At 69.9% G+C, this 24,111-nt stretch carries 24 protein-coding genes, 1 pseudogene and 1 riboswitch; of the genes and pseudogenes, 15 read left to right on the top strand and 10 right to left on the bottom strand.

From position 1 onward, the window contains the following. Window positions 1-161: 161 nt before the first annotated feature. Window positions 162-1,391: an LCP family protein gene (locus tag KIP79_RS29000; RefSeq protein WP_308169943.1), complete on the top strand. Its 1,230-nt coding sequence runs from the start codon at window positions 162-164 to the stop codon at window positions 1,389-1,391. Here the strand turns inward: KIP79_RS29000 and KIP79_RS28995 are convergent. Both KIP79_RS28995 and KIP79_RS28990 read right to left on the bottom strand, forming a co-directional pair. Beyond that, a complete protein-coding gene (locus KIP79_RS28995; RefSeq protein WP_214108107.1) occupies window positions 1,381-2,025 on the bottom strand; it encodes a GOLPH3/VPS74 family protein in 645 nt (214 codons plus the stop codon). The two genes, KIP79_RS29000 and KIP79_RS28995, sit on opposite strands and share 11 nt — an antisense overlap. A gap of 9 nt (window positions 2,026-2,034) precedes the next feature. Next, the gene (locus tag KIP79_RS28990; protein ID WP_214108106.1) at window positions 2,035-2,643 is read right to left on the bottom strand and encodes a TenA family protein; all 609 of its coding nucleotides are present in this window, start codon (window positions 2,641-2,643) and stop codon (window positions 2,035-2,037) included. A 62-nt stretch (window positions 2,644-2,705) separates the two neighbouring features. Between KIP79_RS28990 and KIP79_RS28985 the strand changes: the two genes are divergently transcribed. After that, entirely contained in the window at window positions 2,706-3,584 is an 879-nt protein-coding gene (locus KIP79_RS28985; protein WP_214108105.1) for an Fpg/Nei family DNA glycosylase, read from the top strand. Between the two features lie 6 nt (window positions 3,585-3,590). On the opposite strand, the gene KIP79_RS28980 is transcribed toward KIP79_RS28985, so the two are convergent. Then, entirely contained in the window at window positions 3,591-3,965 is a 375-nt protein-coding gene (locus tag KIP79_RS28980; protein ID WP_214108104.1) for a cupin domain-containing protein, read from the bottom strand. A gap of 57 nt (window positions 3,966-4,022) precedes the next feature. On the opposite strand from KIP79_RS28980, the gene KIP79_RS28975 reads away from it, so the two are divergent. Further along, entirely contained in the window at window positions 4,023-4,490 is a 468-nt protein-coding gene (locus KIP79_RS28975; protein ID WP_214108103.1) for a MarR family winged helix-turn-helix transcriptional regulator, read from the top strand. A gap of 27 nt (window positions 4,491-4,517) precedes the next feature. Further along, window positions 4,518-4,841 (top strand): rhodanese-like domain-containing protein, encoded by a 324-nt coding sequence (locus tag KIP79_RS28970; RefSeq protein WP_372453702.1) that lies wholly within the window; start codon window positions 4,518-4,520, stop codon window positions 4,839-4,841. Between the two features lie 125 nt (window positions 4,842-4,966). On the opposite strand, the gene KIP79_RS28965 is transcribed toward KIP79_RS28970, so the two are convergent. Further along, window positions 4,967-5,812 carry an alpha/beta fold hydrolase gene (locus KIP79_RS28965; protein WP_214108101.1) on the bottom strand — a complete coding sequence of 282 codons (846 nt, stop codon included), beginning with the start codon at window positions 5,810-5,812 and terminating at the stop codon, window positions 4,967-4,969. A 143-nt stretch (window positions 5,813-5,955) separates the two neighbouring features. Here KIP79_RS28965 and KIP79_RS28960 point away from each other — a divergent pair, with 143 nt between their 5' ends. The 3 genes from KIP79_RS28960 (at window position 5,956) to KIP79_RS28950 (ending at window position 9,322) form a co-directional block, all read left to right on the top strand. Continuing rightward, window positions 5,956-6,447 carry a winged helix-turn-helix transcriptional regulator gene (locus KIP79_RS28960; RefSeq protein WP_214108100.1) on the top strand — a complete coding sequence of 164 codons (492 nt, stop codon included), beginning with the start codon at window positions 5,956-5,958 and terminating at the stop codon, window positions 6,445-6,447. Window positions 6,448-6,488: 41 nt separating this feature from the next. Next, entirely contained in the window at window positions 6,489-7,655 is a 1,167-nt protein-coding gene (locus tag KIP79_RS28955; RefSeq protein WP_214108099.1) for a thiolase family protein, read from the top strand. 237 nt (window positions 7,656-7,892) lie between these two features. Then, window positions 7,893-8,004: riboswitch (TPP riboswitch) on the top strand. After that, entirely contained in the window at window positions 7,994-9,322 is a 1,329-nt protein-coding gene (locus KIP79_RS28950) for a purine-cytosine permease family protein (protein ID WP_214108098.1), read from the top strand. It overlaps the preceding riboswitch by 11 nt. A gap of 21 nt (window positions 9,323-9,343) precedes the next feature. Here the strand turns inward: KIP79_RS28950 and KIP79_RS28945 are convergent, their stop codons facing one another. The 3 genes from KIP79_RS28945 to KIP79_RS28935 form a co-directional block, all read right to left on the bottom strand. Continuing rightward, the gene (locus KIP79_RS28945; RefSeq protein ID WP_214108097.1) at window positions 9,344-9,892 is read right to left on the bottom strand and encodes a hypothetical protein; all 549 of its coding nucleotides are present in this window, start codon (window positions 9,890-9,892) and stop codon (window positions 9,344-9,346) included. 1 nt (window position 9,893) lies between these two features. Then, entirely contained in the window at window positions 9,894-10,661 is a 768-nt protein-coding gene (locus KIP79_RS28940) for a bestrophin-like domain (protein ID WP_214108096.1), read from the bottom strand. Window positions 10,662-10,749: 88 nt separating this feature from the next. After that, a complete protein-coding gene (locus KIP79_RS28935; RefSeq protein ID WP_250214007.1) occupies window positions 10,750-11,325 on the bottom strand; it encodes a methylated-DNA--[protein]-cysteine S-methyltransferase in 576 nt (191 codons plus the stop codon). Window positions 11,326-11,413: 88 nt separating this feature from the next. Here KIP79_RS28935 and KIP79_RS28930 point away from each other — a divergent pair, with 88 nt between their 5' ends. Further along, window positions 11,414-13,318: a PAS domain S-box protein gene (locus KIP79_RS28930; protein WP_214108095.1), complete on the top strand. Its 1,905-nt coding sequence runs from the start codon at window positions 11,414-11,416 to the stop codon at window positions 13,316-13,318. A gap of 139 nt (window positions 13,319-13,457) precedes the next feature. Continuing rightward, window positions 13,458-13,910 carry an ATP-binding protein gene (locus KIP79_RS28925; RefSeq protein ID WP_308169942.1) on the top strand — a complete coding sequence of 151 codons (453 nt, stop codon included), beginning with the start codon at window positions 13,458-13,460 and terminating at the stop codon, window positions 13,908-13,910. Here KIP79_RS28925 and KIP79_RS28920 read toward each other — a convergent pair. Next, window positions 13,907-14,080: a hypothetical protein gene (locus KIP79_RS28920; protein WP_214108094.1), complete on the bottom strand. Its 174-nt coding sequence runs from the start codon at window positions 14,078-14,080 to the stop codon at window positions 13,907-13,909. The genes KIP79_RS28925 and KIP79_RS28920 overlap by 4 nt on opposite strands. A gap of 120 nt (window positions 14,081-14,200) precedes the next feature. Here KIP79_RS28920 and KIP79_RS28915 point away from each other — a divergent pair, with 120 nt between their 5' ends. Together KIP79_RS28915 and KIP79_RS28910 are read left to right on the top strand one after the other, a co-directional pair. Further along, window positions 14,201-14,902, top strand: a complete 702-nt coding sequence (locus tag KIP79_RS28915; RefSeq protein WP_214108093.1) for a response regulator — start codon at window positions 14,201-14,203, stop codon at window positions 14,900-14,902. Continuing rightward, the gene (locus KIP79_RS28910) at window positions 14,899-16,014 is read left to right on the top strand and encodes a sensor histidine kinase (RefSeq protein ID WP_214108092.1); all 1,116 of its coding nucleotides are present in this window, start codon (window positions 14,899-14,901) and stop codon (window positions 16,012-16,014) included. The genes KIP79_RS28915 and KIP79_RS28910 overlap by 4 nt, the downstream gene beginning before the upstream one ends. A 146-nt stretch (window positions 16,015-16,160) precedes the next feature. Here the strand turns inward: KIP79_RS28910 and KIP79_RS28905 are convergent, their stop codons facing one another. Further along, window positions 16,161-16,532 carry a hypothetical protein gene (locus KIP79_RS28905; RefSeq protein WP_214108091.1) on the bottom strand — a complete coding sequence of 124 codons (372 nt, stop codon included), beginning with the start codon at window positions 16,530-16,532 and terminating at the stop codon, window positions 16,161-16,163. Window positions 16,533-16,763: 231 nt separating this feature from the next. Between KIP79_RS28905 and KIP79_RS28900 the strand changes: the two genes are divergently transcribed. The 3 genes and pseudogenes from KIP79_RS28900 to mptB all read left to right on the top strand — a co-directional run. Continuing rightward, window positions 16,764-17,102, top strand: a complete 339-nt coding sequence (locus tag KIP79_RS28900; RefSeq protein ID WP_214108090.1) for an STAS domain-containing protein — start codon at window positions 16,764-16,766, stop codon at window positions 17,100-17,102. Then, a complete protein-coding gene (locus tag KIP79_RS28895) occupies window positions 17,099-17,839 on the top strand; it encodes a glycosyltransferase family 2 protein (protein ID WP_214108089.1) in 741 nt (246 codons plus the stop codon). The genes KIP79_RS28900 and KIP79_RS28895 overlap by 4 nt, the downstream gene beginning before the upstream one ends. Before the next feature lie 514 nt (window positions 17,840-18,353). Next, window positions 18,354-19,313 (top strand): annotated as a pseudogene (gene mptB / locus KIP79_RS47485) (polyprenol phosphomannose-dependent alpha 1,6 mannosyltransferase MptB); the annotation flags it as partial. A 313-nt stretch (window positions 19,314-19,626) separates the two neighbouring features. Here mptB and KIP79_RS47480 read toward each other — a convergent pair. Beyond that, window positions 19,627-22,257, bottom strand: coding sequence for a hypothetical protein (locus KIP79_RS47480; protein ID WP_308169941.1), 2,631 nt, complete (start codon window positions 22,255-22,257; stop codon window positions 19,627-19,629). 350 nt (window positions 22,258-22,607) lie between these two features. Here KIP79_RS47480 and KIP79_RS48635 point away from each other — a divergent pair, with 350 nt between their 5' ends. Then, window positions 22,608-24,011, top strand: a complete 1,404-nt coding sequence (locus KIP79_RS48635; RefSeq protein WP_372453705.1) for a glycosyltransferase family 87 protein — start codon at window positions 22,608-22,610, stop codon at window positions 24,009-24,011. Window positions 24,012-24,111: the final 100 nt, after the last annotated feature.

Here is a 24,111-nt window from a genome sequence, read left to right as displayed (position 1 = left end):
GTGGGGTCTACCACCGTAACGGCTCAGCCGCCGTTGGTGTTTCCGGGTTCTCGTTTGTGTACTTTTCCATAAGAAAACCTTGGCGCCAGATCTGCGGGCATAGCGGGCTACCGCGTACCGTCAAGGTAAGTGCGGTACTGGGCAAAGTGGGGGTTTGGACCGTGGCACAGGACGACGACCCGACGCGTGCGATGCGTCGGCCGGGGGACGCTCGATCAGCGGGCACACCGGCCTACCGCGTGCCCCAGGCACCCCCGCCGCCACCCCCGCCCCCGGTGGCCGAGACCCGGATCGACAGCGATCTCGCGAACCAGTTCCGGAGCGCGCCCACCGCGCCGCCGGGACGCTCCAAGGTGTACGGCAAGGTGCGTTCGGGTTCCAGCCCGGTCAAGCCGTTCTCCAGCGGGGGCGGCTCTGCCCCCGAGGAACCCCGCCGCCCCCGGCGGATCGGCCGCAAGATCGCCATCGGGTTCGTGATCTTCCTGGTGGTGCTGCTGGCCGGCGGCGTGGGCACCTTCTTCTGGGTCAGCTCCAAGATGAACAACGTCGAGGCGTTCACCGACTACGACGGCCGTCCCGCGGAGACCCCCGGGCAGGACTGGCTGCTGGTCGGCTCCGACAGCCGGGCCGGCCTCAGCGCCGCCGAGCGCAAGAAGCTCCGCACCGGCAAGGCGGTCGGCAAGCGCACCGACACCATGATGCTGCTGCACATCCCGGAGGGCGACGGCCGCCCCACCCTGGTCAGCCTCCCCCGGGACTCCTACGTCCCGATCAACGGCCACGGCAGCGACAAACTCAACGCCGCGTACGCCTTCGGCGGCCCCAAGCTCCTCACCCGGACCGTGGAGGAGGTCACCGGCATCCGCGTCGACCACTACATGGAGATTGGTTTCGGGGGCTTCGTCGGCATCGTGGACGCCATCGGCGGCGTGGAGATCTGCGTCAAGCAGGACATCAAGGACCCCAAGGCCGGCATCAACCTGAAGAAGGGCTGCCAGGAGATGGACGGCGGCACCGCGCTCGGCTACGTCCGCACCCGGGCCACCGGCGCCATCCCCGACTTCGAGCGCACCGAGCGGCAGCGGCAGTTCTTCTCGGCCGTGGTGCAGAAGGCGGCCAGCCCCGGCACCCTGATCAACCCGTTCACCTCGATCCCGCTGGCGCTCAGCGCCGCCGAGTCGGTCGCGGTCACCCCGGGCACGGGGATGTTCGACCTGCTCTCACTGGGCATGGCCATGAAGAACAAGCCGTTGACCACCGCCGTGCCGATCGGGTCGCTGCCCACCATCAACGGTCAGGCCGTGGTCAAGTGGGACAACGCCAAGGCCAACAAGCTCTTCGAGGCCCTGGCGCAGGACAAGGCCGTGCCGAAGGACGTGATCACGAAGTAGAGCCGGCCACCACCGCGGCGATCACGGCGGACATGATGGCCGCGTTGACCGCGGCGATGGTGGCGCGGACCGCCTCGCCCGCCCAGGCGCCCTCGGTGATCTCCTTGACCCGGTCCTTGGGGGCGTCCGGGAAGGTCTTCTTGAGCACCCCGGACGCCTGGAGCACGGCGATCAGCATGGCCAGCCGGGCGTCGGGCTCGGCCCCGGCCAGCACGCTCGCCACGCGCTGCCGGAGCTCCCGTTCCACGCCGCCGTCCTGCTCCGGGTAGCGGGTGGCGGGGAAGATGCCGAGCACCTTGACCTGCTGGGCCGACAGGATGCCCCGCTCGGCCAGCCGGCCCAGCAGGCGGCGCCGTACCTTCTCGGAGCTGATCCGGCCGACCCACCAGGCGGGTTTGCGCACCTTCGCCTCGCCCGCCATGCGGGCGAGCACGGCGTCCAGTTCGTCGTCGCCGAGCGGGGACGGGTCGACCACGGCCACCTTCTTGCCGTCCAGGTCGATCCGCCCGTTGATCGCGAGTTCGGCCACCAGCGCCCCCGCGATGGCCACGTTGAGCTCGCCGCCGACCAGCGCTTTGCCGGTCTCGTCGTGGTACGCCAGGAGCAGGAGTTCTTCCGCGAGGATGACGCTCATTGCCCGACCTTATGCCGCCACATCCCAGAAACTCAGCTCGTGCGCCATGCCCTGGGTGAACATTTCGGCCGCCCGGGCCGGGTCAGGACCGGCCTCGTCGATCATCACCCCGATACGGTCGGCCAGCGCCGCGAAGCCGGGGTCGGCGTAGGTCTCCACCCAGGCCCGGTAACGCGGCTCGGCCGGGGGATCGGCGGCCAGGCGCCGGCCCAGCGTGGAATATCCCCACATGCAGGGATAGAGCGCCGCCAGCCCCTCGCCGTACTCGGCCGCCGACTCCAGCAGAAAGGCCGTGTACGCGGCGCAGGCCGGCCCTTTCCGCGCCCCCGCCAGATCGGCCCCGAACTCGGCCGCCAGCGACCGGTGCAGCCGCAGCTCGTCGTGGAAGGTGGCGTGCGCCAGATCCACCAGGTCGCCCAGGTGCCCGTCGGGCGCCTGCCAGGCCAGCCGCGAGAACACCCGGACGTAGTCGAGCAGGAACAGGTAGTCCTGTTCCAGCCAGGCTCGGAACACCGGCTCCGGCAGGTCGCCCCGGGCGATCCCGGCCACGGTGGGGTGCGCCAGCTGCGCCTCCAGCAGCGGCGTGCCGATGCGCCGCAGATCTTCGGATATGCCCATGGGCGATCATCCTGCCGCACGTTGTCCACAGCCTGTGGACAGGGGCTCTGTACTGTGGAGGCATGCCGGAGCTACCCGAGGTGGAGTCACTCGCCGAGTTTCTCCGTGACCGCGCCGTCGGCCGTACCGTCGCCGCAGTGGACGTGGTCGCCTTCCAGGCGCTGAAGACGGTGGACCCGCCGATCAGCGCGCTGGGCGGGCTGACCGTGACCGATGTGTCGCGGCACGGGAAGTTCCTCGACCTGGACTGCGACGGCCTGCACCTGGTCGTGCACCTGGCCCGGGCGGGCTGGCTGCGCTGGCGCGAGGACCTCTCGGGCGCCAAACCGGTCCGCCCCGGCAAGGGCCCGCTCGCGGTCCGGGTACGGCTGGCGCCCGACGAACTGGGCCTGGCCCCCGGCTTCGAACTGACCGAGGCGGGCACCCAGAAACGCCTGGCCGCCTATGTCGTACGGAATCCGGAGGACGTCCCCGGGGTGGCCGGCCTGGGCCCCGATCCGCTGGCCGAGGATTTCACGGCGGACGCGCTGGCGGCGATCCTGCGCGGCAACCGTACCCAGATCAAAGGGCTGCTCCGGGACCAGAAGGTGATCGCGGGCATCGGGAACGCGTACTCCGACGAGGTGCTGCACGTCGCGAAGATGTCCCCCTTCAAGATCGCGTCATCTCTGACCGAGGCGCAGGTCGCCGACCTGCACGAGGCCATCGTCACCACCCTGCGCGACGCGGTCGGGCGCGCCAGGGGCCTGGCCGCCAAGGACCTGAAGGCGGAGAAGAAGTCGGGCCTGCGAGTGCATGGCCGTACCGGCGAGAAATGCGAGGTCTGCGGCGACACCATCAGGGAGGTCTCCTTCGCCGACTCCTCCCTCCAGTACTGCCCCACCTGCCAGACCGGCGGCAAGCCGCTGGCCGACCGCCGCCTGTCCCGCCTGCTGAAGTAGTCCGCTTTACTGCGCCCAGGGCGGCGAGATGACCGTGCCGTCCACCGTGCCCTGAATACCGGCCGAGGTGCAGACCGTCACGCGGACGGGCTCCGCGTCCGAGCCGTTGCCCAGCCAGAACATCGTGCGCACCGGAACGATCAGCGCGTCCCCCGGACCTGCCACGTGCTCCCGGCCGCCCACGTGCGCGACCAGGCGGCCGCTCTGCACGACGAAGACCTCCTCCCGGTCCACCGAGTGCTCGGGCGAACGCGCGCCCGGTTCGAACTCCAGCGACCAGACGGCCAGTTCGGTGGACCCACGCGAGGGCACGGCCAGCGAACGGATGGTGGACCCGTCCCGCTCGAAGACCGGCGCGTCGGCCAGGGTGGCGGTGGTCATGGTGATCCTCCCTATAATGGTCAATCTAGTTGACTACATTCGAGAAGGTAAACCGAGTTGACCAGTTCGTCAAGACGCCGAGGCGAGATCCCGCTGCTGCTCGCGATGGTCTACCGGGCCATGACCGACGAGCTGCACGAACACCTGCGCACCGAGGGCCGCGAGCCGCTCCGCCCCGCGCACGGCTACACCTTCCGCCTGCTCACCGAGCGCGCCGACGTCACCGCCGTGGACCTCGCCGACCACCTCGGCGTCACCAAACAGGCCGCCTCCAAAATCGCCACCGAACTGGAGACCTGGGGCTACCTGGAGCGCCGCCCCCACCCCACCGACGGCCGCGCCCGCGTCCTGGCCCTCACCGCCAAGGGCGCGGACTACGTACGCCACGCCGACGAACTCTGGGCACAACTCGAAGACCGCTGGGCGGCCCAGATCGGCACCGACCGGCTCGACCAGCTCCACCACGACCTGCGGGCCTACGTGTCCGCTTCCGGCGGACGGGCCGCGCTTCGCCCTGTCTGGTAACCCCCCGAGGTCCATAGGATGGGCGCCATGACCCTTCGCGAGATCGACGTGCACTCCATCCCCGAGCACGCGCACCTGCTCGACGTGCGCGAACTCGACGAATGGCGGGCCGGTCACGCCCCCGAAGCCCAGCACATCCCGCTGATGGAGCTCCAGGCCCGGGTGGGCGAGGTCCCGCAGGGCCAGCCCGTCTACGTCATCTGCCGCGTCGGCGGCCGCTCCGCCCAGGCCACCGCCTGGCTCAACCACGTCGGCTGGGACGCCGTCAACGTAGGCGGCGGCATGCAATCCTGGGCCGCCGCCGGCAAACCCATGACCAGCGAAAGCGGCCACCCGCCCTACGTGGCATAACCCTGATCAACGGAGCGGTCGGCTCGCGGGAGCAGACGACGCGTCGCCCGCGGGGCGGCGCGGATCCGGCGCCGGGCACCAGCAGGTTGAAGTGAGTCTCATGCCCGCTCGACATCACGGCCGTTTCAGCCGGCGTCTGCGAGGAACCAGTCGATCTGTCGGGCGAAGTCCTCGATGTGCTGGAACAGGAAGGCGTGGCCGGCGTCGCTCCAGAAGACCGTGCGTGCGTTGGTCAGCTTGCGGGCTGCCGCGTAGGTGTGGTCAGCGTCGATCATCACGTCGTTCGTGCCGTTGGCGAGCAGGACGGGAATGGTCAGCTCATTCAGGCGCTTCCAGTAGCCCTCGAAGGAGCCCAGGGCCGTCAGCTGACCGCGCGCGGCCTCGGGGCTGATTGCCGCGTTCGAGGTTTCGAGGCGGTAGCGCAGGCGCTCCAGAGACTGCTGGCCGGACTTGCGGCCCTCAGGGGTCTCGGGGAAGAACAAGTAGAGGAAGTCCTCGTCGTCGGCGACCGGTTTGGTCACGATGCTCAGCACGCGCTCGCTCATGCGCGGCATTTCCGGGATGCCGCCCGGGGTGCTGCCGGCGACGATGAGCCGACGGACCAGTCCCGGCTCGGTGAGGGCGATGCCCTGGGCCACGGTTCCGCCGAGCGACCAGCCGAGCAGGTCCACCTTCTCCAGGCCCAGGGCGTGGATGAACGCGATGGCGCCGTCGACAAGCTCGGGCACGGAGGATGCGGGCGTGCCGGTGGAGGCGTTCAGGCCGCGGTTGTCGAACACGATCACCTCGCGGTCGCGGGAGACGGCGTCGAGGAAGGCGGGATCCCAGTGGTCGATGGTGCCGCGCAGGCGCAGCGTCAGCACCAGCGGCGTGGAGCTGGGGCGGCCGAGGCGCCGGTAAGCGAACCGCTCACCCAGCGGTCCGTCAACGTACTGGGTGGGGGCGAGATCCGCCTGATACTGCGAGGTCATGTCTGTGCGCTCCTGACGCGACGGGCGCGCGACCGGAACCTGCCGGGACTCCCGACGGATGGCCGCATGCTGACTTCGGAATAGTGCAGTTAGAGCCTGCACCCTGACTACGCAAAACGCAAGTCAGGCGGTAGAGTGTTGCCATGACGCTGCAGATGACGGGCCGGCTGGCCGCGGAGGATCGAACGGAGCTCGGGGATCTGTGCCCGATCGAACGGGCGAGCGAACTTGTCGCGCGACGCTCCACGGTGCTGCTTCTGCGTGAGGCGTCCTACGGCACGGCGAGGTTCGATGATTTCGTGCGGCGTACAGGTCTGACCGAGAGCGTCACGGCGGCGCAGCTGCGCACGCTTGTGACCGAGGGGCTGATGGTCAAGCAGCCGTACCGGGAGCCGGCGCAGCGGCAGCGGTTCGAGTACGTCCTCACTGAGGCCGGCCACGACTTCGTTCCGATCTTGCTCGCGCTGGCGTCGTGGGGCGACCGCCATCGGCCTCGCCCGCACCGGCTTCGCATGGTGCACGCCGGATGTGGAGCGGCAGTCGAAGTCGAGGTGCGGTGCGCGAACGGTCATGTCGTCGGCGATGACGATGTGACCGTGGCGTTGCGGTCGCGCCAGCGGGCTGCCACCGACTAGCCGTACGGGCCGCGGGCCGGCTCACCAAGAAAGGCAACGCCATGACCTCTGCAGTCATCGTCGACGCAGTCCGTACCCCGATCGCGAAGGGCAAGCCCGGCGGAGCCTACTCTGACATCCACCCCGTCGATCTCCACGCCGTGGCGCTCCGCGCCGCGACAGAACGCAGCGCGCTCGACCCCGCCGTTGTCGATGACGTCATCAGCGGAGCCGTCGGCCAGATCGGCGAGCAGTCTGCGAACACCGCGCGCTGGGCTCTGCTTGCGGCCGGTTTCCCGGAGTCTGTCCCCGGCGTCACGGTGGATCGTCAGTGCGGGTCGAGCCAGCAGGCCATCCACTTCGCCGCGCAGGGCGTCATCGCCGGCGCCTATGACATCGTCATCGCCTCGGGCGTCGAGTCGATGAGCCGGATTCCGATCGGTTCGCAGACCATGGGCAAGGATTTCGCCGGGCCCGCGGTCCAGGCTCGATACGACGGCGGACTCGTGCCGCAGGGGATCAGCGCCGAGCTGATCGCGGACCGCTGGGCACTGTCGCGGAGCGAACTCGACGAGTTCGCCGCGGAGTCGCATCGACGCGCGGCTGCCGCGTGGAAGGACGGACGGTTCGACTCCCAGGTCGCGCTCGTGAACCACCTTCGCGTCGATGAGACCATTCGCCCGGACACCGACGCCGCTGTGCTGGCCGGACTGCGGCCGGCTTTCAAGAACGACCACTGGGAGCAGCGGTATCCGCAGCTGGATTGGAAGATCACGGCCGGGAACAGTTCCCCGGTCAACGACGGAGCGGCCGCCGTTCTGATCACCAGCGAAGAGGCCGCAGCGCGTCACGGCCTGAAGCCGCGCGCGCGGATCCATTCCTTCGCGGTCGCCGGTGACGATCCGATCTTCATGCTCACGGGCATCATTCCCGCCACGCAGAAGGTGCTTGCCCGCGCGGGCCTCTCGGTTGACGACATCGACGCCTTCGAGGTCAACGAGGCGTTCGCGTCGGTGGTCCTCGCCTGGCAGAAGGAGACCGGCGCGCCGCTGGAGAAGGTCAACGTCAACGGTGGCGCGACCGCCATCGGTCACCCGCTCGGAGCGTCCGGCGTGCGCCTCATGACGACCCTGCTCGGCGTCCTGGAACAGACGGGCGGCCGGTACGGGCTGCAGGTCATGTGCGAAGCGGGCGGACAGGCGAACGCCACGATCATCGAGAGGCTCTGACATGGGCTGGCCTACGGGGACCCCTTGCGGCTGTATGGTTCCGAGCTGATCGATCTGAGCTCTGATCAGGTGTGATGGGCCGAAAAGTACAGCTACCGCAGCGCACGCAGCTGTACGGTCGTGGACGTCTGCGGACGATTGTTCGAAATCCTCGAACCCTGAACCCGGGGTGGATCTTTGTCCGCTTGTGGGGCATTATGGGGATCGCACGCTGGGTTGATGCCGGGCGTGTATTCAACTTAAGACCGCGGGAGCTTGGGCGTAACCAGGCTGAGAGGGCAACCAGCGTTGCCGACCGCATGAACCTGTCCGGGTAATGCCGGCGTAGGGAGCGTGTGATGGCGCATGGCGTCGTGAAGTCGCAGGTTGAGGCACCGCTGACGCTTGATGAGGCGCCGCCGAGGGCGTTGGGGCTGCTCGATCAGGGGGCGCTGTGGGGGAACCTCGGGGTTAGTCTGCTGGGGTTCTCCGGGGCCGTCGCGTTGGTTGATCCGTTGGGGGATCGGCCGTTGAGTTTCGCGGCGGCGATGGTCGCGGCGGTGGTCGGGAGCCTGGTCGGGACGGCCATGGTGGGGCTGGCGGCGGTGCCGGGGACGCAGACGGGGGCGCCGGCGATGGTGCTGCTCCGGGGGTTGTTCGGGGCCAGGCTGTCGTATCTGCCCACCGTGCTCAACGTCATCCAGATGCTGGGGTGGGGGGCCTTCGAGCTCTGGGTGATCGCGCAGGGGGCTCAGGCCATCGCGGGGAGCATGGGCGCGCGGGTGCCGTACGAGGTCTGGGTGGTGCTGGCCGGGGTGGTCACCACGGCGTTGACGATCAAGCCGCTGGGGGCGGTGCGGCTGCTGCGGCGGTACGTCACCGTCGGAGTGATCGTGGCCATGGGGTACTTCACGTACGAGTTCGTCGGCCGGGCGCCGGAACTCGGCGGCGGGTCCTGGGAGGCGTTCGCGCCGGCCGTCGACTATGTGATCGCGTTATCGGTCTCCTGGGTGCCGCTGGCCGCCGACTTCTCGCGGTTCTCGCGGTCCAGCCGGGCGGCCTTCGGCGGCGTGGTCGGCGGGTACACGGTCGCCCAGGTGGCCTGCCTGGCGCTGGGCATCGGGGCGATGGCGCTGGTCGGCAACGACACCGCCAAGGTCTGGGACCCGTTCGTGAGCGCCTCGCTGGGGGCGGTCTTCTTCGGGATCCTGGTGCTGCGGGAGAGCGACCAGTCGTTCGTCAACGTGTACTCGACCACGATGTCGATCCAGAACCTGCTGCCCCGGGTGGACCGGCGGATCATCTCGGTGGCGACCGGCGTCTTCGTCACGCTGCTGGCGATCTTCGTGAGCGCCGACACCTACGCGGCGTTCCTGGGGATCATCGGGGCGGTGTTCGTGCCGATGTTCGCGGTGCTGGTGGTGGACTACTTCGTGCTCGGCGGGGCCGCCCGCTGGGACGTCTCGGCGACGGCGCCGTCCCGGTGGCCGATGGTGGTGCCGTGGGCGCTGGGCTTCGTCACCTGGTGGCTGCTCGGCGCCCTGCCCCCGGTGGCCTGGTGGGAGTCGTGGTGGCTGTCGGTCCGGGACTGGCTGGGCTTCACCCCGGCGCCGTGGATGAGCGCCGCGCTCGGATCGTTCCTGGTCGCGGCGCTCATCACGCTGGCACTACCGCGCCGGAGGCGCTAACCCGGCGGCTGGGCCTCCCCGTCAGCGCGCGCCCGCGAATGCGATCCCGGCCGCGGCGGCGATCACCGTGGTGAGCACCACCAGGACGAGCGGCGAGCGTAGCGGGTTGGGCCGCTTCAGCGGCGGCGCCGCCTGCCGGTGCCGGATCACCACAGGGGACGCGCTGGGGGACGGTGAAGGCGAGGGGCTGGGCCGGATCACGGGCTGGATCACCGGGACCACCCGGCGCGGCACCACCCTCGGGGACGGCTTCGGCGCGGGCGGCGGCTCCGGGGAGGGCTCCGGCGGCTCGGGCGACGGCTCGGGTGGCTCCGGCACCACCGAGGGCTCCGGCGGCTCCGGCGTCGGAGAGGGCTCCGGGGGAGGCGGCGGCGGATCCTGGTGCACCGGCGGGCAGGGGTAGGTCCCCAGCCCCACCCCGACCTGCACGCTCACCACGACGTTCACATCCAGGCAGACCCCGACCTGAACCAGCCCGTGATCGTCGTGGTCCCCCTCGGCCTCCGCGGGCCCCGCCATGACGGTGAGCCCGACCAGCATGCCCGTCAGCACCACTACGGGAAGGCGCATCTCAGCTCGTCCCGGAGATCCGCTGGAACTCCTGCAACGCGGCGGTGAACGCGTCCGGCCGCACGGCCAGGCCGCCGTCGAAGACGCGGACGATGTCGAAGGTGAGGAAGATCCCGATCCCCAGCAGTGCGGCCATGGCCAGCATCGGCACCAGGGAGGCGCCGCGCGGCCGGGCTCCCGCCATGAACGGGAACAGCAGCACCACCAGGCCGGTCACCACGGTCAGCACCAGGATCCCGGTGGGCGGGGTGGCCTGGGCGTCGGCGGCGCGCTGGCGGCGGGACGAGGAGAGGTTCTGCACCTGCTCCAGCACCGCCGCCTTCGCCTCCTCGGCATCGGCCCCCTTCACCTGCAGCCCGGCGATCTGCTCCCGGATCGTGCTCAGCCGGGCCGCGCCCTCGGGGCTCAGATTGCCCGAGGCCATCAGCCGCCACTCCTGCTCGATGACGAAGCCGACGTAGTCCCGCAGCTCGGTCTGCACCATCCCGGCCGCCGGGTACGGCAGCTGGCCGGCCGCCCAGTACGCCTCGACGGCGGCCTGGCTCTCGGTGTAGGTGTTCTCCCTGGCCGCGTCCGCCGTGGTCCACGGGACGATGATCGCGATGGCGAAGACCAGCAGGAACAGCGCGGACAACATGGCTCCCGCGTGGCCCACCGAGGGGCCGCCGGGGTCGCGGTCGTCGACGCCCCGGTCGAGCTTGCGGAACAGGAAGGCGGCCAGGGCCACCACGGCGATCGCAGCGGCGATCGCGAGAACAGGGGCCAGCATGGCCACTCCCCAAGAAAGCTAGGTCACTTTGCTGACTGCGTGCCGTGACATAGCTATCACATTAAGTGACCGGCGCAAAGCCGTGAGGTCAGGAAAACGCGCCCTCCATCCGGAGCAGCTGCTCCTTGGCCGCCGCGCCCCCCGCGTACGAACCGAGCGAACCCGACGAGTCGATCGCCCGGTGGCAGGGCACGATCAGGCAGACCGGGTTGGCGGTCACCGCGTTGGCCACCGCGCGCAGCGCCTGCGGCCGTCCGATGCGCTCGGCCATCTCCTGATATGTCGTCACGCTGCCGTACCCGACCCCGGTCAGCATGGACAGCACGGTCCGGGCGAAGGGTGTGGCCAGTCGCAGGTCGAACGGCACGGTGAAGGCGCGCAGCCGGCCCGCGAAGTAGGCGTCCAGCTCACGCCGTACCGGATCCAGGCGGTTGGGGTCGGGGCCGATGAAGCGGCCGACGTCGCGGGAGACGCGGGCGAAGACCGCGTGTTCCGGCTCGAAACTGACGGACACCACACCGCGCCCGGTCACCGCCAGGACCAGTCGCCCGACCGGAGTGTCGGTCGTGCCGAACGCGATGTCGGGCGCAGTTTTCCCGACATAGCCGGGTGCGGTCACCCGGAGCAGGGCTTCGAGGTCCCCGGAGGACACCTCTTCCGACATGGCCCCACTTCCTCTCGCTGTCGGGAGCACTGTAGCGGAGCCGGGAAAAACACCAAGATCACGATCGGAAACCAGGCACGATGGAGGGATGGAGAGTGATCACAGGGACGAATGGGACGCCGAGGACGAAGGATTGGCCAGGGCCGTACTGGCCGGATCGGCCAACGCCATCGTCGCCTTGGACCGTGACCTCTCCGTGCTCAGCTGGAATCCGGCCGCCGAGCAACTGTTCGGCTGGTCCGCCGCCGAGGTGCTCGGCCGCCGTGCCCCGCTGGTGCCCGGTGAGCTGATGGCCGAGCACAACGCGGTGCTGGAACGGGTGCGCAACGGTGGCCAGGTGTCGCTGCGGACCAAACGCCTGCACCGGGACGGGCGGCTCATCGACGTGCAGGTGGACACCGGCGCGCTGCGCACCGACGCGGGCGCGCTGCTCGGCTACGTGAACGTCTACCACGTGACCAAGGAGGACGAGGCCGCCAGGGACCGGGTGGTGCGCCGGGCCAGACTGGTCCGCCGCCTCACCGACGTGGTCGGCGACATCAATGCCGAACTGGACCTGCCCGTCGTGCTGGACCGCATCGCGGCCAGCCTCACCGAGCTGACCGGCGCGGACGCGGGGGGTTTCGTGCAGATCGAAGGGGACCGGCTGCGCCTGGTCGGCTCCCACCAGCTGCCCACCTCGATCCGCGGCGCCACCGCCGACCTGGGTTCCAGCCTGGTCGGCAAGCTCCTCAGAACCGGTAAACCGGTCATGCTGGAGACCGGGCACGACGGCCTCCAGGACCTGATCTGGGCCCAGCTGGACGGCCTGCACACCATCGCGGTCGGCATCGCGGCCGTCGGCGGCCGCCCGTACGGCGCGCTCTACGCCCTGTTCGCCCGGCGCAAGGCCGGCCACCTCGAACTGGAGCTGCTGGAACTGCTGGCCGGTCACGCCGGCATCGCCGTCGCCAACGCCATGGCGTACCAGGACGCGGTACGGCAGCGCGCCCACGAGCGCGCGGTCTTCGACGCCAGCGCGGACGGCATCGCCGTACTGGACGGGAAGGGCGCGGTCATCCAGTGGAACCCGTCGGCGGCCGAGCTCACCGGGTTCCCGGCGCACGAGGTGATCGGCGGGCCGCCGCCGTTCGCGCTGCCGGTGCCCGGGGAGAAGCTCACCATCCAGCTGCCCTCGGGGCGGTGGCTGGACGTGCTCTGCGCAGAGATCAACGAGACCGGCGAGATCGTGGTCGACTTCCGGGACGTCACCAGGGCCAAGGAACTGGAGGAGGCCAAGGACCTGTTCCTGGCCACCACCAGCCACGAGCTGCGTACCCCGATCACCATCGTGCGCGGCTTCGCCAGCACGCTGGCCACCCGCTGGGACAAGCTCTCCGACGACGAACGCCGCTCCGCCGTACACACCATTGCGGAACGCGCCAAATCCCTCGGCCACCTCATCGACCAGCTGCTGCTCGGCTCCCGGGCCGGCGCGGCCGAGCCGAGCGTACGCGCCGAGCCGTTCGACCTGGCCGAGCGGGTGCGCGCGGCCACCCTCGGCCTGCCGGTGCTGTCCGACCGGCACCGGATCGAGGTGAGCATCCCCGACGACCTGCCCGCCGCCCACGGCGACGAGCTGGCCACCGACATCCTCCTCGGCCAGCTGCTGGAGAACGCCTTCAAGTACTCCCCGGACGGCGGCCTGATCCGGGTCGCCGCCTGGCCCGAGGGGGATCGGGTGGTCCTGGTCGTGGACGACGAGGGCATCGGCATCCCACCCGCCGATCGGGAGCGGGTCTTCGAGCGTTTCGTCCAGGGCGACAGCGGCGACCGACGCCGGTTCGGAGGGGTTGGTTTGGGCCTGTACATTGTGCGAAGCCTGGCCAAAGCCCAAGGCGGCGAGGTGACCGCGCTGGCCCGCCCCGGCGGGGGAACCCGGATGCGCGTGGTGCTGAACACGACCGCGCACGTCGAAAACCCCGTTACAGGAGTGGACTCAGCACTGCGGTAACGGGCCGGTCACGGTACGTGCGGCCTATTCTCCAATGTTCACAAGCTGTAATGGTCGGTCGGTTTCCGCTGTCGGCTAACGGGGCATTTCGGTCGTATCTGGGGTGTGTGACTCCTCAGGGGGTACGGGAGACGGGGAGGTGAGTGCGTCGAGCGTCATCATGGTGCCGTACGCGCTGGCAAGCGTCGCCGTCGCCCGGCAACGCCTCAGCGCCGACCTGATCGCCTGTGGCGTGTACGCCGGTGCGGTCGACGACACCGTCCTGGTGATGAGTGAGCTGCTCAGCAACGCCCTCCGGCATGCGCATCCCCTGGCCACCGGCCAGCTCAGGGTCGCCTGGGCGTGCTCGGAGAGCCATGTCGAGATCTCGGTGAGCGACGGCGGCGCGGCCACCGAACCCCGGGCCGGACGGCCCACCCTCTCCTCGCTCGGCGGGCGGGGCCTGGGCATCGTGGAGTACCTCGCCGTCCGCTGGGGAGTCCGGCACGAGGACGAGGCGACCACGGTCTGGGCGGTGCTGCACGCTCCGCAGCCTGCCCGAAACGGTCAACCGAGGACGACCGGAATGGGCACGCTGCGCGAGGTTGTCTAATCTCTGCGTGAACTCCGTCCGAGCACAGTGATCGTCGCCACCACCGCGAGCGCGATGAGTGCGAAGACCAGCAGGAACTTCAGGGTCGCGAAGAGGGCCGGGATCAGGAAGCTGACCACCAGCCAGATGGCGAGAATGATGCCGACGACGGTTAACGCGGTGCGGGCCATAGCCACAAAAATACGCGTTCCGCCGGGCCCTCGCTGAGAAAGATCGACGTTTCACGTGAATCACTTACGGTGTGGTGACGAAGGCGTGGGGGTAGGGGTCTCCCGCCCTAATCTGAAGTGGTGACAGCCAATCCCGCCGCGCGCATCCTCGTCGTGGACGACGATCCCACTGTCGCCGAGGTGGTGGCCCGGTATCTGGAGCGGGACGGCCACGAGGTGGAGTGCGTGGGCGACGGCGCGGAGGCGCTCCGGCGCGCCCTGGCCAGCCCGCCTGACCTGCTGGTGCTGGACCTGATGCTCCCCCGAATGGACGGCCTCCAGGTCTGCCGGAAGCTCAGGGAACGCTGGCCGGTGCCGGTGATCATGCTGACCGCGCTGGGTGAGGAGATCGACCGGGTGGTCGGCCTGGAGACCGGCGCCGACGACTACGTGACCAAGCCGTTCAGCCCGCGCGAGCTGGCCCTGCGGGTGCAGTCGGTGCTGCGCAGGGCGCGCGGCGCGCTGGTGCCGGCCGGGACCGGGGTGCTCCGCGACGGCGACCTGGTGGTGGACGTGGGCGCGCACGAGGTACGCCTGGGCGGCGCCGAGATCACGTTGACCGCTCGTGAGTTCGATCTGCTGGCCTACCTGCTCCGCAACCCCCGCCAGGCGTTCAGCCGTACCGCCCTGCTCGACCAGGTCTGGGGCTGGTCGTTCGGCGACTCCTCCACGGTGACCGTGCACGTGCGGCGGCTTCGCGAGAAGATCGAGGCCGACCCCACCGACCCGCGACGCATCGTCACGGTCTGGGGGGTCGGGTACCGGTACGAGCCACTGTCATGATCGTCCAGATTCTGGCGGTCTGCGCCGGGCTCGGCCTGGTCATCGCGCTGCTCGGGCTCGCCGTGCTCCGGGTGCTCCGCCGCCGGTCCATCGGCGTGATGCTCGGCGTGGTCGCGGTGGTCACCGTACTGGCCACGCTGGCCGGGATCGTGGCGATCACGATGGCGATGATCATCGACCGGCGGCCCAGGGACGTGGTGCTCACCGTGCTGGCCATCGGCGGCCTGGTCGGTCTGGGGGTGGCCCTGGTCATCGCGCGCCGGGTGGTCGCCGCCGGGCGGGCCCTGGTGGACGCCGTGGAGCGGACCGGCGAGACCGGCGACTACGTGGCCCCGCCCCGGGGGGTCCTCCCCGCCGAGCTGGAACGGGTCAGCCAGGCGCTGGGTCAGGCGTACGCGCGGATCCAGGCCGGCCGGGAGCGGGAGCGCACCCTGGAGAGCGCCCGGCGCGAGCTGGTCTCCTGGGTCAGCCACGATCTGCGTACGCCGCTGGCCGGGATGCGGGCGATGGCCGAGGCGCTGGAGGACGGGGTGGTGGACGATCCGGCGACGGTCCGCCGGTACCACACCCAGATCCGGCTGGAGGTGGACCGGCTCTCCGGCATGGTGGACGACCTGTTCGAACTCTCCCGCATCCACGCCGGCTCGCTCCGCCTGGCCCGGACCCGGGTGGGGCTGGCCGACGTGGTGGCCGACGTGCTGGCCGGGGTGGAGCCGCTGGCCCGGAGCGTACGGCTGACCGCCGAGGTGGAGGGCGGGGTGCCGGTGCACGCCGACGCGGGGGCGCTCGGGCGGGCGCTGCGGAACCTGGTGGTGAACGCCATCCGGCACACGCCCTCGGAGGGCACGGTGACGGTGGTGGTCCGGTCGGACGGGGAGACCGCCAGTCTCTCGGTGCTGGACGCCTGCGGCGGGATCCCGGACGACGAGCTGGCCCGGGTGTTCGACGTGGCCTTCCGTGGCGAGACCGCCCGCACGCCCGGGCCGGACGGGGGTGCCGGGCTGGGCCTCGCCATCGCCAAGGGCCTGGTGGAGGCCCACGACGGGACCGTCACCGTGGTCAACGAAGGCCCCGGCTGCCGCTTCGAGATCCGCCTGCCGACTCGGCTCTGACGGCGCCTGCTTGCTCGGCTCTACGCGGGGCCTGCCCGTTCGGCTTCACGCGAAGCACTGCCCGTTCGGCTTCACGCGAGCCACTGCCCGTTCGCTTACGCGAGGCACTGCCCGTTCGTCTTACGCGGCGCCCTGCTCGCTCGGCTCTACGCGGGGAAAGCTTCGGCCATCGCGCGGAAGGTTGGGCAGGGCCACCGCCACATGCAGCTGCGGCAGCGCAGGATCGGGTGGGCGGTGTCGCTGGTGATGCCGCCGGCGTCGCGCGGCTGGTGCAGGTCGAGCAGGCGCAGCCCGAGCTCGGCGAAGCTGAGCAGCTCCTCCCGGGAGGTCGAGAGGAAGTCCAGGTCCTCCACCGAGAGCCGCGCCTTGACCGGCACGTACCCCGCGCGGTTGACCAGGGAGCGCAGGGTCTGCGCGGGCTCCTGCCAGGAGGTCGCCTTGTCGGTCCTGATCTGGATGAGTTCCAGCCGCTCACGCAGCCGGCGTCGTTGAGGATCTTCCGGAAGTTCAGTGTTCATGCGTGATCCGGGCCCGTGGGTCACCCGACGCCCGTGCCCCCTCCTGTGTTGAAGGCGGCCGGTTGGGTGAGGGTTCCGGGCCCCTCCCCTCCGGACCAGCCGGTGTCGTAGCGTCAAGCTTCGCGCACTCAGCGTTTACATGAGGCCGAAATCGGGGACAAAGGGCGAACGACTCTTCGGTATTCCCGCAGAAACGTGACCCCGGGCGGTGGCGGCGCTAGTGTGCGCGCTGTGGAGCTGAAAGTCTCGACCCGATCCCACGCCAGCCAGGCCGTCATGACCATCGCTGGTGAAATCGATCTATATACCGCGCCTCGCCTCCAGTCGGAGTTCACCCGGCTACTGGAGGAGACCAGTCCCGACCTGGTGGTCATCGACATGTCCGGAGTCGAGTTCTGCGACTCCACGGGCATGAACGTGCTGCTGTCGGCGCTCAAACGGCTCAAGGAACGCGGCGGCGCGCTTGAGGTGGCCGCACCGCGCCCGGCGGTCCGCAAGATCCTCCAGGTGACCGGCCTCGACTCGGTCTTCACGGTGCACGACACCCTGCCGGCGGAACACTCGCAATGAGCGACCTCGTCCCTGACGTCCCCACGCCGGACACCGCGGTGATCATCCCGGCCAAGGACGAGGGCGACCGGGTCGGGGTCACCGTGTCGGCCGTCCGGCAGCTGCCCGGGGTGGATCTGGTCGTGGTGGTCGACGACGGGTCGGCCGACCAGACCGGCCGGGCCGCGCGGGCGGCCGGCGCCAGCGTGGTCCGGCACAGCCGCAACCGCGGCAAGGCCGCCGCCATGGAGACCGGGGCGGAGGCCGTGCGGCTGCTGGAGGACGGCAGGGACGTTCCGCATAACCTGCTCTTTCTCGACGCCGACCTGGGCGAGACCGCGCTCGCCGCGGCGGCGTTGATCGCCCCTGTCCGGGCGGGCGAGGCGGACATGACCATTGCCGTCTTCACCACCCGGGTGAAACTCGGTGGTCACGGCATCGTGGTCAAGGTCGCCACCGAGGGCATCAAACGGGCCACCGGCTGGGAGCCCGCCCAGCCGCTCAACGGACAGCGCTGCCTCACCCGCGCCGCGTTCGAGGCGGCCCGGCCACTGGCCCACGGCTTCGGCGTCGAGGTCGGCCTCACCGTTGACCTCCTCCGCAAGGGGTTCCGGGTGATCGAGGTCCCGGTGGACATGGCCCACCGGGCCACCGGAACCGACTGGCGCGCCCAACTACACCGGGCCAAGCAACTCCGCGACGTCTCCCTGGCCCTGGCCGCCCGCGAACTGAGCGGGCTACGCACATCCAAAGCCTGACCAGGGTGTGTCTCTGCGCCGCAGGCGTTCGAGCGTGCGTTCCGGACGCCAGCTGTCCGTGACCTGACGCGCCGTGCGCGTCCGAGCCTCGATCAGAGTGTGTCCCAGGGCCCCTAACGCGTTGCGCGCCTCCAAGGGTGCCTGGGCGCCGTCTATTCGCGACCTGTCGTGCCGTGCCGTTTGAGCCCCAATCAGGGTTGGTTCCTGGCTTCTAACCCGTTGCGGGCTTCCGAGGGTGTGTCCCTGGTTCGCTGTCCGTGACTCGTAGCCGTGGGCGTTTTGAGCCCCGTTTAGGTTCGGGCGGATTCCGGGGGTCGTCCCAGAGCCCCTAACGCGTTGCTGGCTTCTGAGGGTGTGTTCCGGGGTTGGCTGTCGGTGACCTGTCGCGCCGTGCGCGTTCGAGTCCTGACCTTGTGGTGGAATTCGGCGGGTGAGACGAGACACGGTGGCCGTCGGCTGCGTCGGCGGGTCACTGCTGTTGACGGTCCTCATCGCGCTGCTCGGACCGTCCGCCATGGTGCCGAACCTGCCGGGGTCCGGTCCGCCGCCGTTCTGGCTGGACGTGCGGCCTGGCGGGCATCTGGTCATCGGGCTGGCCGCCGCCGCGCTCATCCTCGGCGCGGCAGGTCTGTTCACCGGCCTGTACGCCTCCCGCCTGCCCGCCCGGGCGCTGCTGGTCACCGGATGTGCCGTGGCCGCGCTGCTGGCCTTCCTGCCGTCCTTCGGGTCGGCCGACCATCTCAACTACGCGGCCTATGGGCGGATGGTCACCCTCGGGCTCGATCCTTATGTGACGGTTCCGGCGGATCTGCCCGGCGATCCCGTACTGGGGAGCGTCGAGGAATGGACCACGACGCCCAGCGTGTACGGACCGGTCGCCACCGCTGTCCAGGCGTTCGCCTCCTGGATCGGGGGCGACTCGGTGCGGCTGACGGTGTTCGTGCTGGCCGTGGTCAACGCGGCGGCGTTCGTCGCCACCGCCCTGCTCCTCCACCGAGCCACCAGCCAGGATCCGGTACGCCAGGGGCGGGCCGCCCTGCTGTGGACGGCGAACCCCCTGGTGGTGTACCAGTTGGCGGCCGGCATGCACGTGGACACCCTGGCCATCGCGTTCATGATCGCCGCATTGGTGTTCAGGGGCCGATGGGTCGCCTGCGGGGTGCTACTCGGGCTCGGGGTGGCAGTGAAGATCACGGCCGGGCTGGTGGCGCTGGGGCCCGCCTGGGAGGCGCGGCGTCAGCTGTCCCGGCTGGCGGTGGTGGCCGGGATCGCGGTGGCGGTGGCGGGCGTGGCGTACTGGCTGGCCGGGCCGCACGCGTTCGACCAGGTACTCAACGCCAGCCGATCGGTCTCACTGGCCACCCCGTGGAAGCTGGTGCAGCGCGGGCTACAGCTGGGGCTCGGGTCGGGCGCCTACCGGGTGTGGATCCAGCTTGGGTCGTTGATTCTGCTCGCGGTGCTGGTCTGGGGGTTGTCGCGCCGGTTCCTTTCACTAGACGGGCGCCGGTTCCTTTCACTAGACGGGCGCCGGTCCCTTTCACTAGACGGGCGCCGGTCCCTTCCGCTGGATGGGCCGATGGTCGCCGTGGTGTTCGTGGTGGCCTGGCTGTTCGCCACGCCGTACGTGCTGCCCTGGTACGACGGGCTGGCGTTCGCGCTGCTGGCGCTGGTGCCCGCATCGGCGTTGGACGGGTTCCTGGTGGTGCGGCTGGCGGCGCTGTCCCTGGCGTACCTGCCGGCCCGGCAGCTTGGGCAGCCCGGGGACCTGGGATGGCTGGTGGACGTGGTCAGGGCCCAGGTCGTGCCCGCGACCCTGCTGGGGCTGACTGGGGCGCTGCTGTGGTGGACCTGGCGAGGCGCAGGGCGTGCAGCGAGGCGGCCAGGGTCAGCGGCACCGCTACCGTCAACGCCATCGCCGGGATCGCGATCCCCGAGTCGTTGATCAGGAACCCGACCAGGGCGGCGGTGAGCGCGCCGAACAGGCCTGCGCGCAGGGTCGGCGCGTAGCCGTACGCCCGGCTCAGGGCGGGGGCGCCGAGGTGGGACGGCCGGGCCAGCACCAGGTAGAGGAAGGCCAGGGCGACCAGGGAGAGCAGGGTCAGCGGGAGGTTGCCGAGGGTGCCGAGCATGGCGCCGAGCTTGCGGCCGAGCACCGAGCCGGCCTCGCCGTCCAGCACCTGCTGGACGAACACGCCCAGGTGGGTGCGCTGCTCCGGCGGGCGGAGCCGGTCCGCGACGGCCAGCGCGCCGATCAGCAGGGTTCCGGCGGCGCCCACCGCGACCAGCTTCCCGATGGTGACGCGCCGACCGACCAGCATCAGCATGAACACGGCGAAGCCCAGCACGAACGAGGGCACCCCGCCGAAGTCGGCCCCCCATCCCGGCCAGCCGTCCGCGAAGATCGCCAGCAGTCCGTATCCGAGGCAGAGAGCCGTTCCGACGCGGTTGCGCAGGGCATGGGCGAGGCCTGCCAGCGCCAGGATCGTCCCCGTCGAATAGACCGCGAAGGCCATGTTGCCGAATCCGTAGAACCGGCCTCCGGTGACTGGCTCGTATCCGGTGACCGCGTTGACCTGCAGATGTGATCCAGTCATCACATCGATCAGCAATGCCACCGAGGACACGCCCGCGACGACGGTGAGCGGTCCCATCACACTCCGCCGCCAAGGCCCGGCCAGGGCGATCACCGTGATCAATCCGGCGAACCCCAGAATCGTGGCGATCAATGCGGGCATGGGATGTCCCACACTCCACCACGGGACAAGCTGCGCCAAAAAGGTACTGATCGGAATCGCTCCGCTGACCACGGCCACAACCCGCGTCGCGCTCATCGTCCGCCGCGTACCGTCCAGCCCGTTCCGCCGCACCACCAGCGCCGCCAGCCCATAGAAGACCAACTGCACAGCCACCAGACTCAAAAAGAACGGCTCCCGCACCTCCCGCAACACCTGACTGGCCAAATCCGCATCAGCCAGCCGCGCCACAACATCTCCCACATCGGTGACCTCAGCGTCGGGGTTCCCGGCGTTGGTGTTCCCGGTGTTGGTGTTCCCGGTGTTGGGGTTCTCAGCGTTGAGGTTCCCTGCGCTGGAGTTCTCCGCGTTGGAGGTTCCTGCGTTGGAGTTCCCCGCGTTGGAGTTCCCCGCGTTGGGGGTTCCTGTGTTGGGGGTTCGCGCATCGGCGCCTCCCTTGCCCCCCGACGCTGTTCCATCGCTCACCCAGGCCCGGCCCACGACTCCCTCCGGCACCCGCATCCCGAGCGTCCCGAGAACCGTCGCCGTCACATCGGTGATCGTGACCAGGGCGTCCTGCCGGGTGGACGCCGCGGTCATCAGCCCCGGCCGATATCCGGGCCCCTGCGCCATCGCAACGTGGAGGTGCGCCACCTCACTCGCATCCGAGACCCCCGCCAGCAGGAGCGTGCTCCCGACCGGAACCCGCCCAAGAATCTCCCCAACCGTGCGATCCACGGCCGCCGCAGCCTCCCGCCGCACCTCGGGGGCGAGATCAGTCGGCGTTCCCACATCCGCATCGGAGGGCGGCATGGTCGCCGTGCCCGTCTGCGCATCCATCCAGGCCGTCTGGAGTTCGTCGGCCTCGACGGTGATCAAGTTGTACGGGCTGAAGTCGGGAAGGTCGGCGGAGGTGGTGACGTATCTGGCGACATTTCCAGATTTGGTGGCTGCGGCCAGAGCGGCACCCGGGCCAACGGCCGCCACTTTGCCCCCGTTGTCCAGAATCGTCTGAGCAAGAAGGCCGATGTCGGCTTTGAAGGAGCCGGACTGCTGGTAGGCCCGCAGAGCCGACCAGGTCGGAATGGTGGCGGAGCCGTCGGCGGCCACGACAGGGGTGGGCGGGGGCGCGCAATCACCGGGTGACCCTGCTCGTTGACCTGCGGAGATGGTGAGCCAGCCGTTGAGAGGACAGGTGGTGGAGCGCCCAGGCGGCGGAATAGTCCGAATGGAGAGGGACGCCGCGGCGCTTCGCCCGGTCAGCGCCCACAAATTTGGCGTGGTCTCCGGATTGAGGTCACTCCATTGCAGGCCAGGAACGCCGATAAGAACCACACGACCGGTAGAGATAGTGGCCTTGCGTGCGGGGGCGGTGGCCTTGCCGGTGTTGAGGACCTCCCTGACCGTGGCAGTGGTGTTGAGAGTGCCAGGGGGGACCTTGCTGATCGCGGCGGCGGTGCTGGAGGCGCCAGGAAGGACTTCGCCGGTTGCCGTGGCGGCGTTGCTGGTGCCGTGAAGGCCCGCGGGGGTGATGGTTTTGAGGGTGTCAGGAAGGCCGCTGGCGGCGGTGGAATTGAGGGTGCTGGCGAGGAAGCCGCTGGTGGCGGTGGTGGCATTGGTCGTGCCAGGGAAGAAGAGGCCCAGCATGGTGGTGAGGGCGAGCCAGGTGAGGGCGCGCGTAAGCACGGGGCCGGGGCCTCCTCCGGTGGACGGGCGGGCGGACAGCGTCCACGGTAGCCTGCCTGGTCGTGAGCACTGTTCCGGTGAGGCGCCGCCTGTGGATAACTGGTGCGCTGGCGCTGGTGATCGTGGTTGTGGCCGCTTGGCTGTTGGTCAGCTATTGGCTCACCAATCCTGAGGACCAGCGGCTGGTTGACCTGGATGTGTACCGCACAGGTGGTTGGGCGCTGCTTCAGGGGCTTCCGGTCTATGAAGTGATCACTCCGGCGCCGCAGCTGTTGCCGTTCACCTATCCGCCGATCGCCGCGATGATGGCGGTTCCGCTCGCGCTGATCTCCTGGCCGGTAGCGCAGTGGGTGTGGATCGTCGCGATCCTGCTCACCCTCGCCGTGACGGTCTGGTACGCCTTCCGGGACAGCTTCCAAGCGGCGATTCCGCCAGCCCAAGGAGTCGTCCCACAGCGGTGGTTCCGGGACGGGTCGGAAGGGGCGTCCCCGCCAAGCCAGGCAGATGTTCCAAGTGTTCCCGCAGTTCCGGGCCAGGCTGCCAACATCCCCAACTCTTCTGCTGTTCCAGGTCAGCCCGGAGTTCCTAGTGCTCCCGCTGTTCCAGGTCAGCCCGGAATTCCCAGTGCTCCCACTATTTCAGGCCAGGCCAGCGTCCCCCGTTCTTCCGCTGTTCCAGGCCGTGGTTTTCGGGACGGGCTTCGACACGCGGCTCTCTCGGTCCCGGCCTTTTTTCTGCGGCGTGGTGGCCAGGGTTCGGCCGCCTGGGACGAGCGCGGATGGGGGCGTGGGTTCGGGGTCCCGTTGGTGTTCGGTCTGGTCGTGGTCGCCTGCCTGTACCTGATGCCGATCAGGGATCAGATCAGGTTCGGGCAGGTGGATCTGTTCCTGGTGGCGCTCTGTCTGTTGGATTCGGTGGTCCGGCGACCGTGGTGGCCACGCGGAATGCTGATCGGCATCGCGACGGCGGTCAAGCTCACACCCGGCGTTTTCCTGATCTATCTCGCCATCACGGCTTGGCGCGATCCAGACCAGCGGCGTCCGTTCTGGACGGCGGTGGGCACAGCGGCCGTGCTCACTTTGATCCCGTTCGCCGCGATCCCCCAGGACGCCACCGACTTCTGGTTCGGCGCGCTGCTCGACTCCGAACGCCTGGGCGCCAACACAGGCACCACCAACCAGTCGATCCGCGCCATGCTCCTCCGCCTCTACTGGCCGGACTCCGTCACCACCGCGCTCTGGCTCGCCGCCGTGGCCGCCGTCGGCTGGTACGGCTTCCGCGCCGCCCGCCGCGCGTACGACGAGGGCGATGTGCCGACGGCGATCGCTCTGACCGGCCTGATGGCGGTGCTGCTTTCCCCGGTGGCCTGGATCCACCACCTGGCCTGGATCCTCCTCGTCCTGGCCGCCCTGGCCCGGACCAGGGCGCTGCTGGCCGCCGGGGTGTGGCTCTACTACGTGATCCCGATCCCGTGGTGGGGCGCGTACATCAAGGGCTGGGAGATCCCGGTACTCAGCCCCACTCTAGGAAAGATCGTCCAGAACGCCTTCGGCCTGGGCGCACTCGCCCTCGTCTGCCTCCTGGCCAACCAGCGCCCACGCAACCAGCACCCGCCCCACGGGAGCCCGTCCCACCAGGGGCCATCCCAAGAGGGTCCGGGCCGTGAGGGTCCGGACCGTGAGAGTTCGGCTCGGCAGGGCTCGGCTGATCAACGTCCGGTTGACCCACACCCGGCCCACCAGCAGCCCGCTTGACGGGCGGGGCGCGGCGCGGCGCGGACACCCCGCCCGCCCAGTTCCGCGGCGCGGCAAGGACACCACGCCCGCCCAGTTCCGCGGAGCGGTACCGCCGACT

Origin of the sequence: Acrocarpospora catenulata (genome assembly GCF_018476525.1) — a bacterium.
GTDB classification, from domain to species: domain Bacteria; phylum Actinomycetota; class Actinomycetes; order Streptosporangiales; family Streptosporangiaceae; genus Acrocarpospora; species Acrocarpospora catenulata.
The sequence above is the reverse complement of the archived record's forward strand: the minus strand, read 5'-3'. Positions and strand labels throughout refer to the sequence as shown.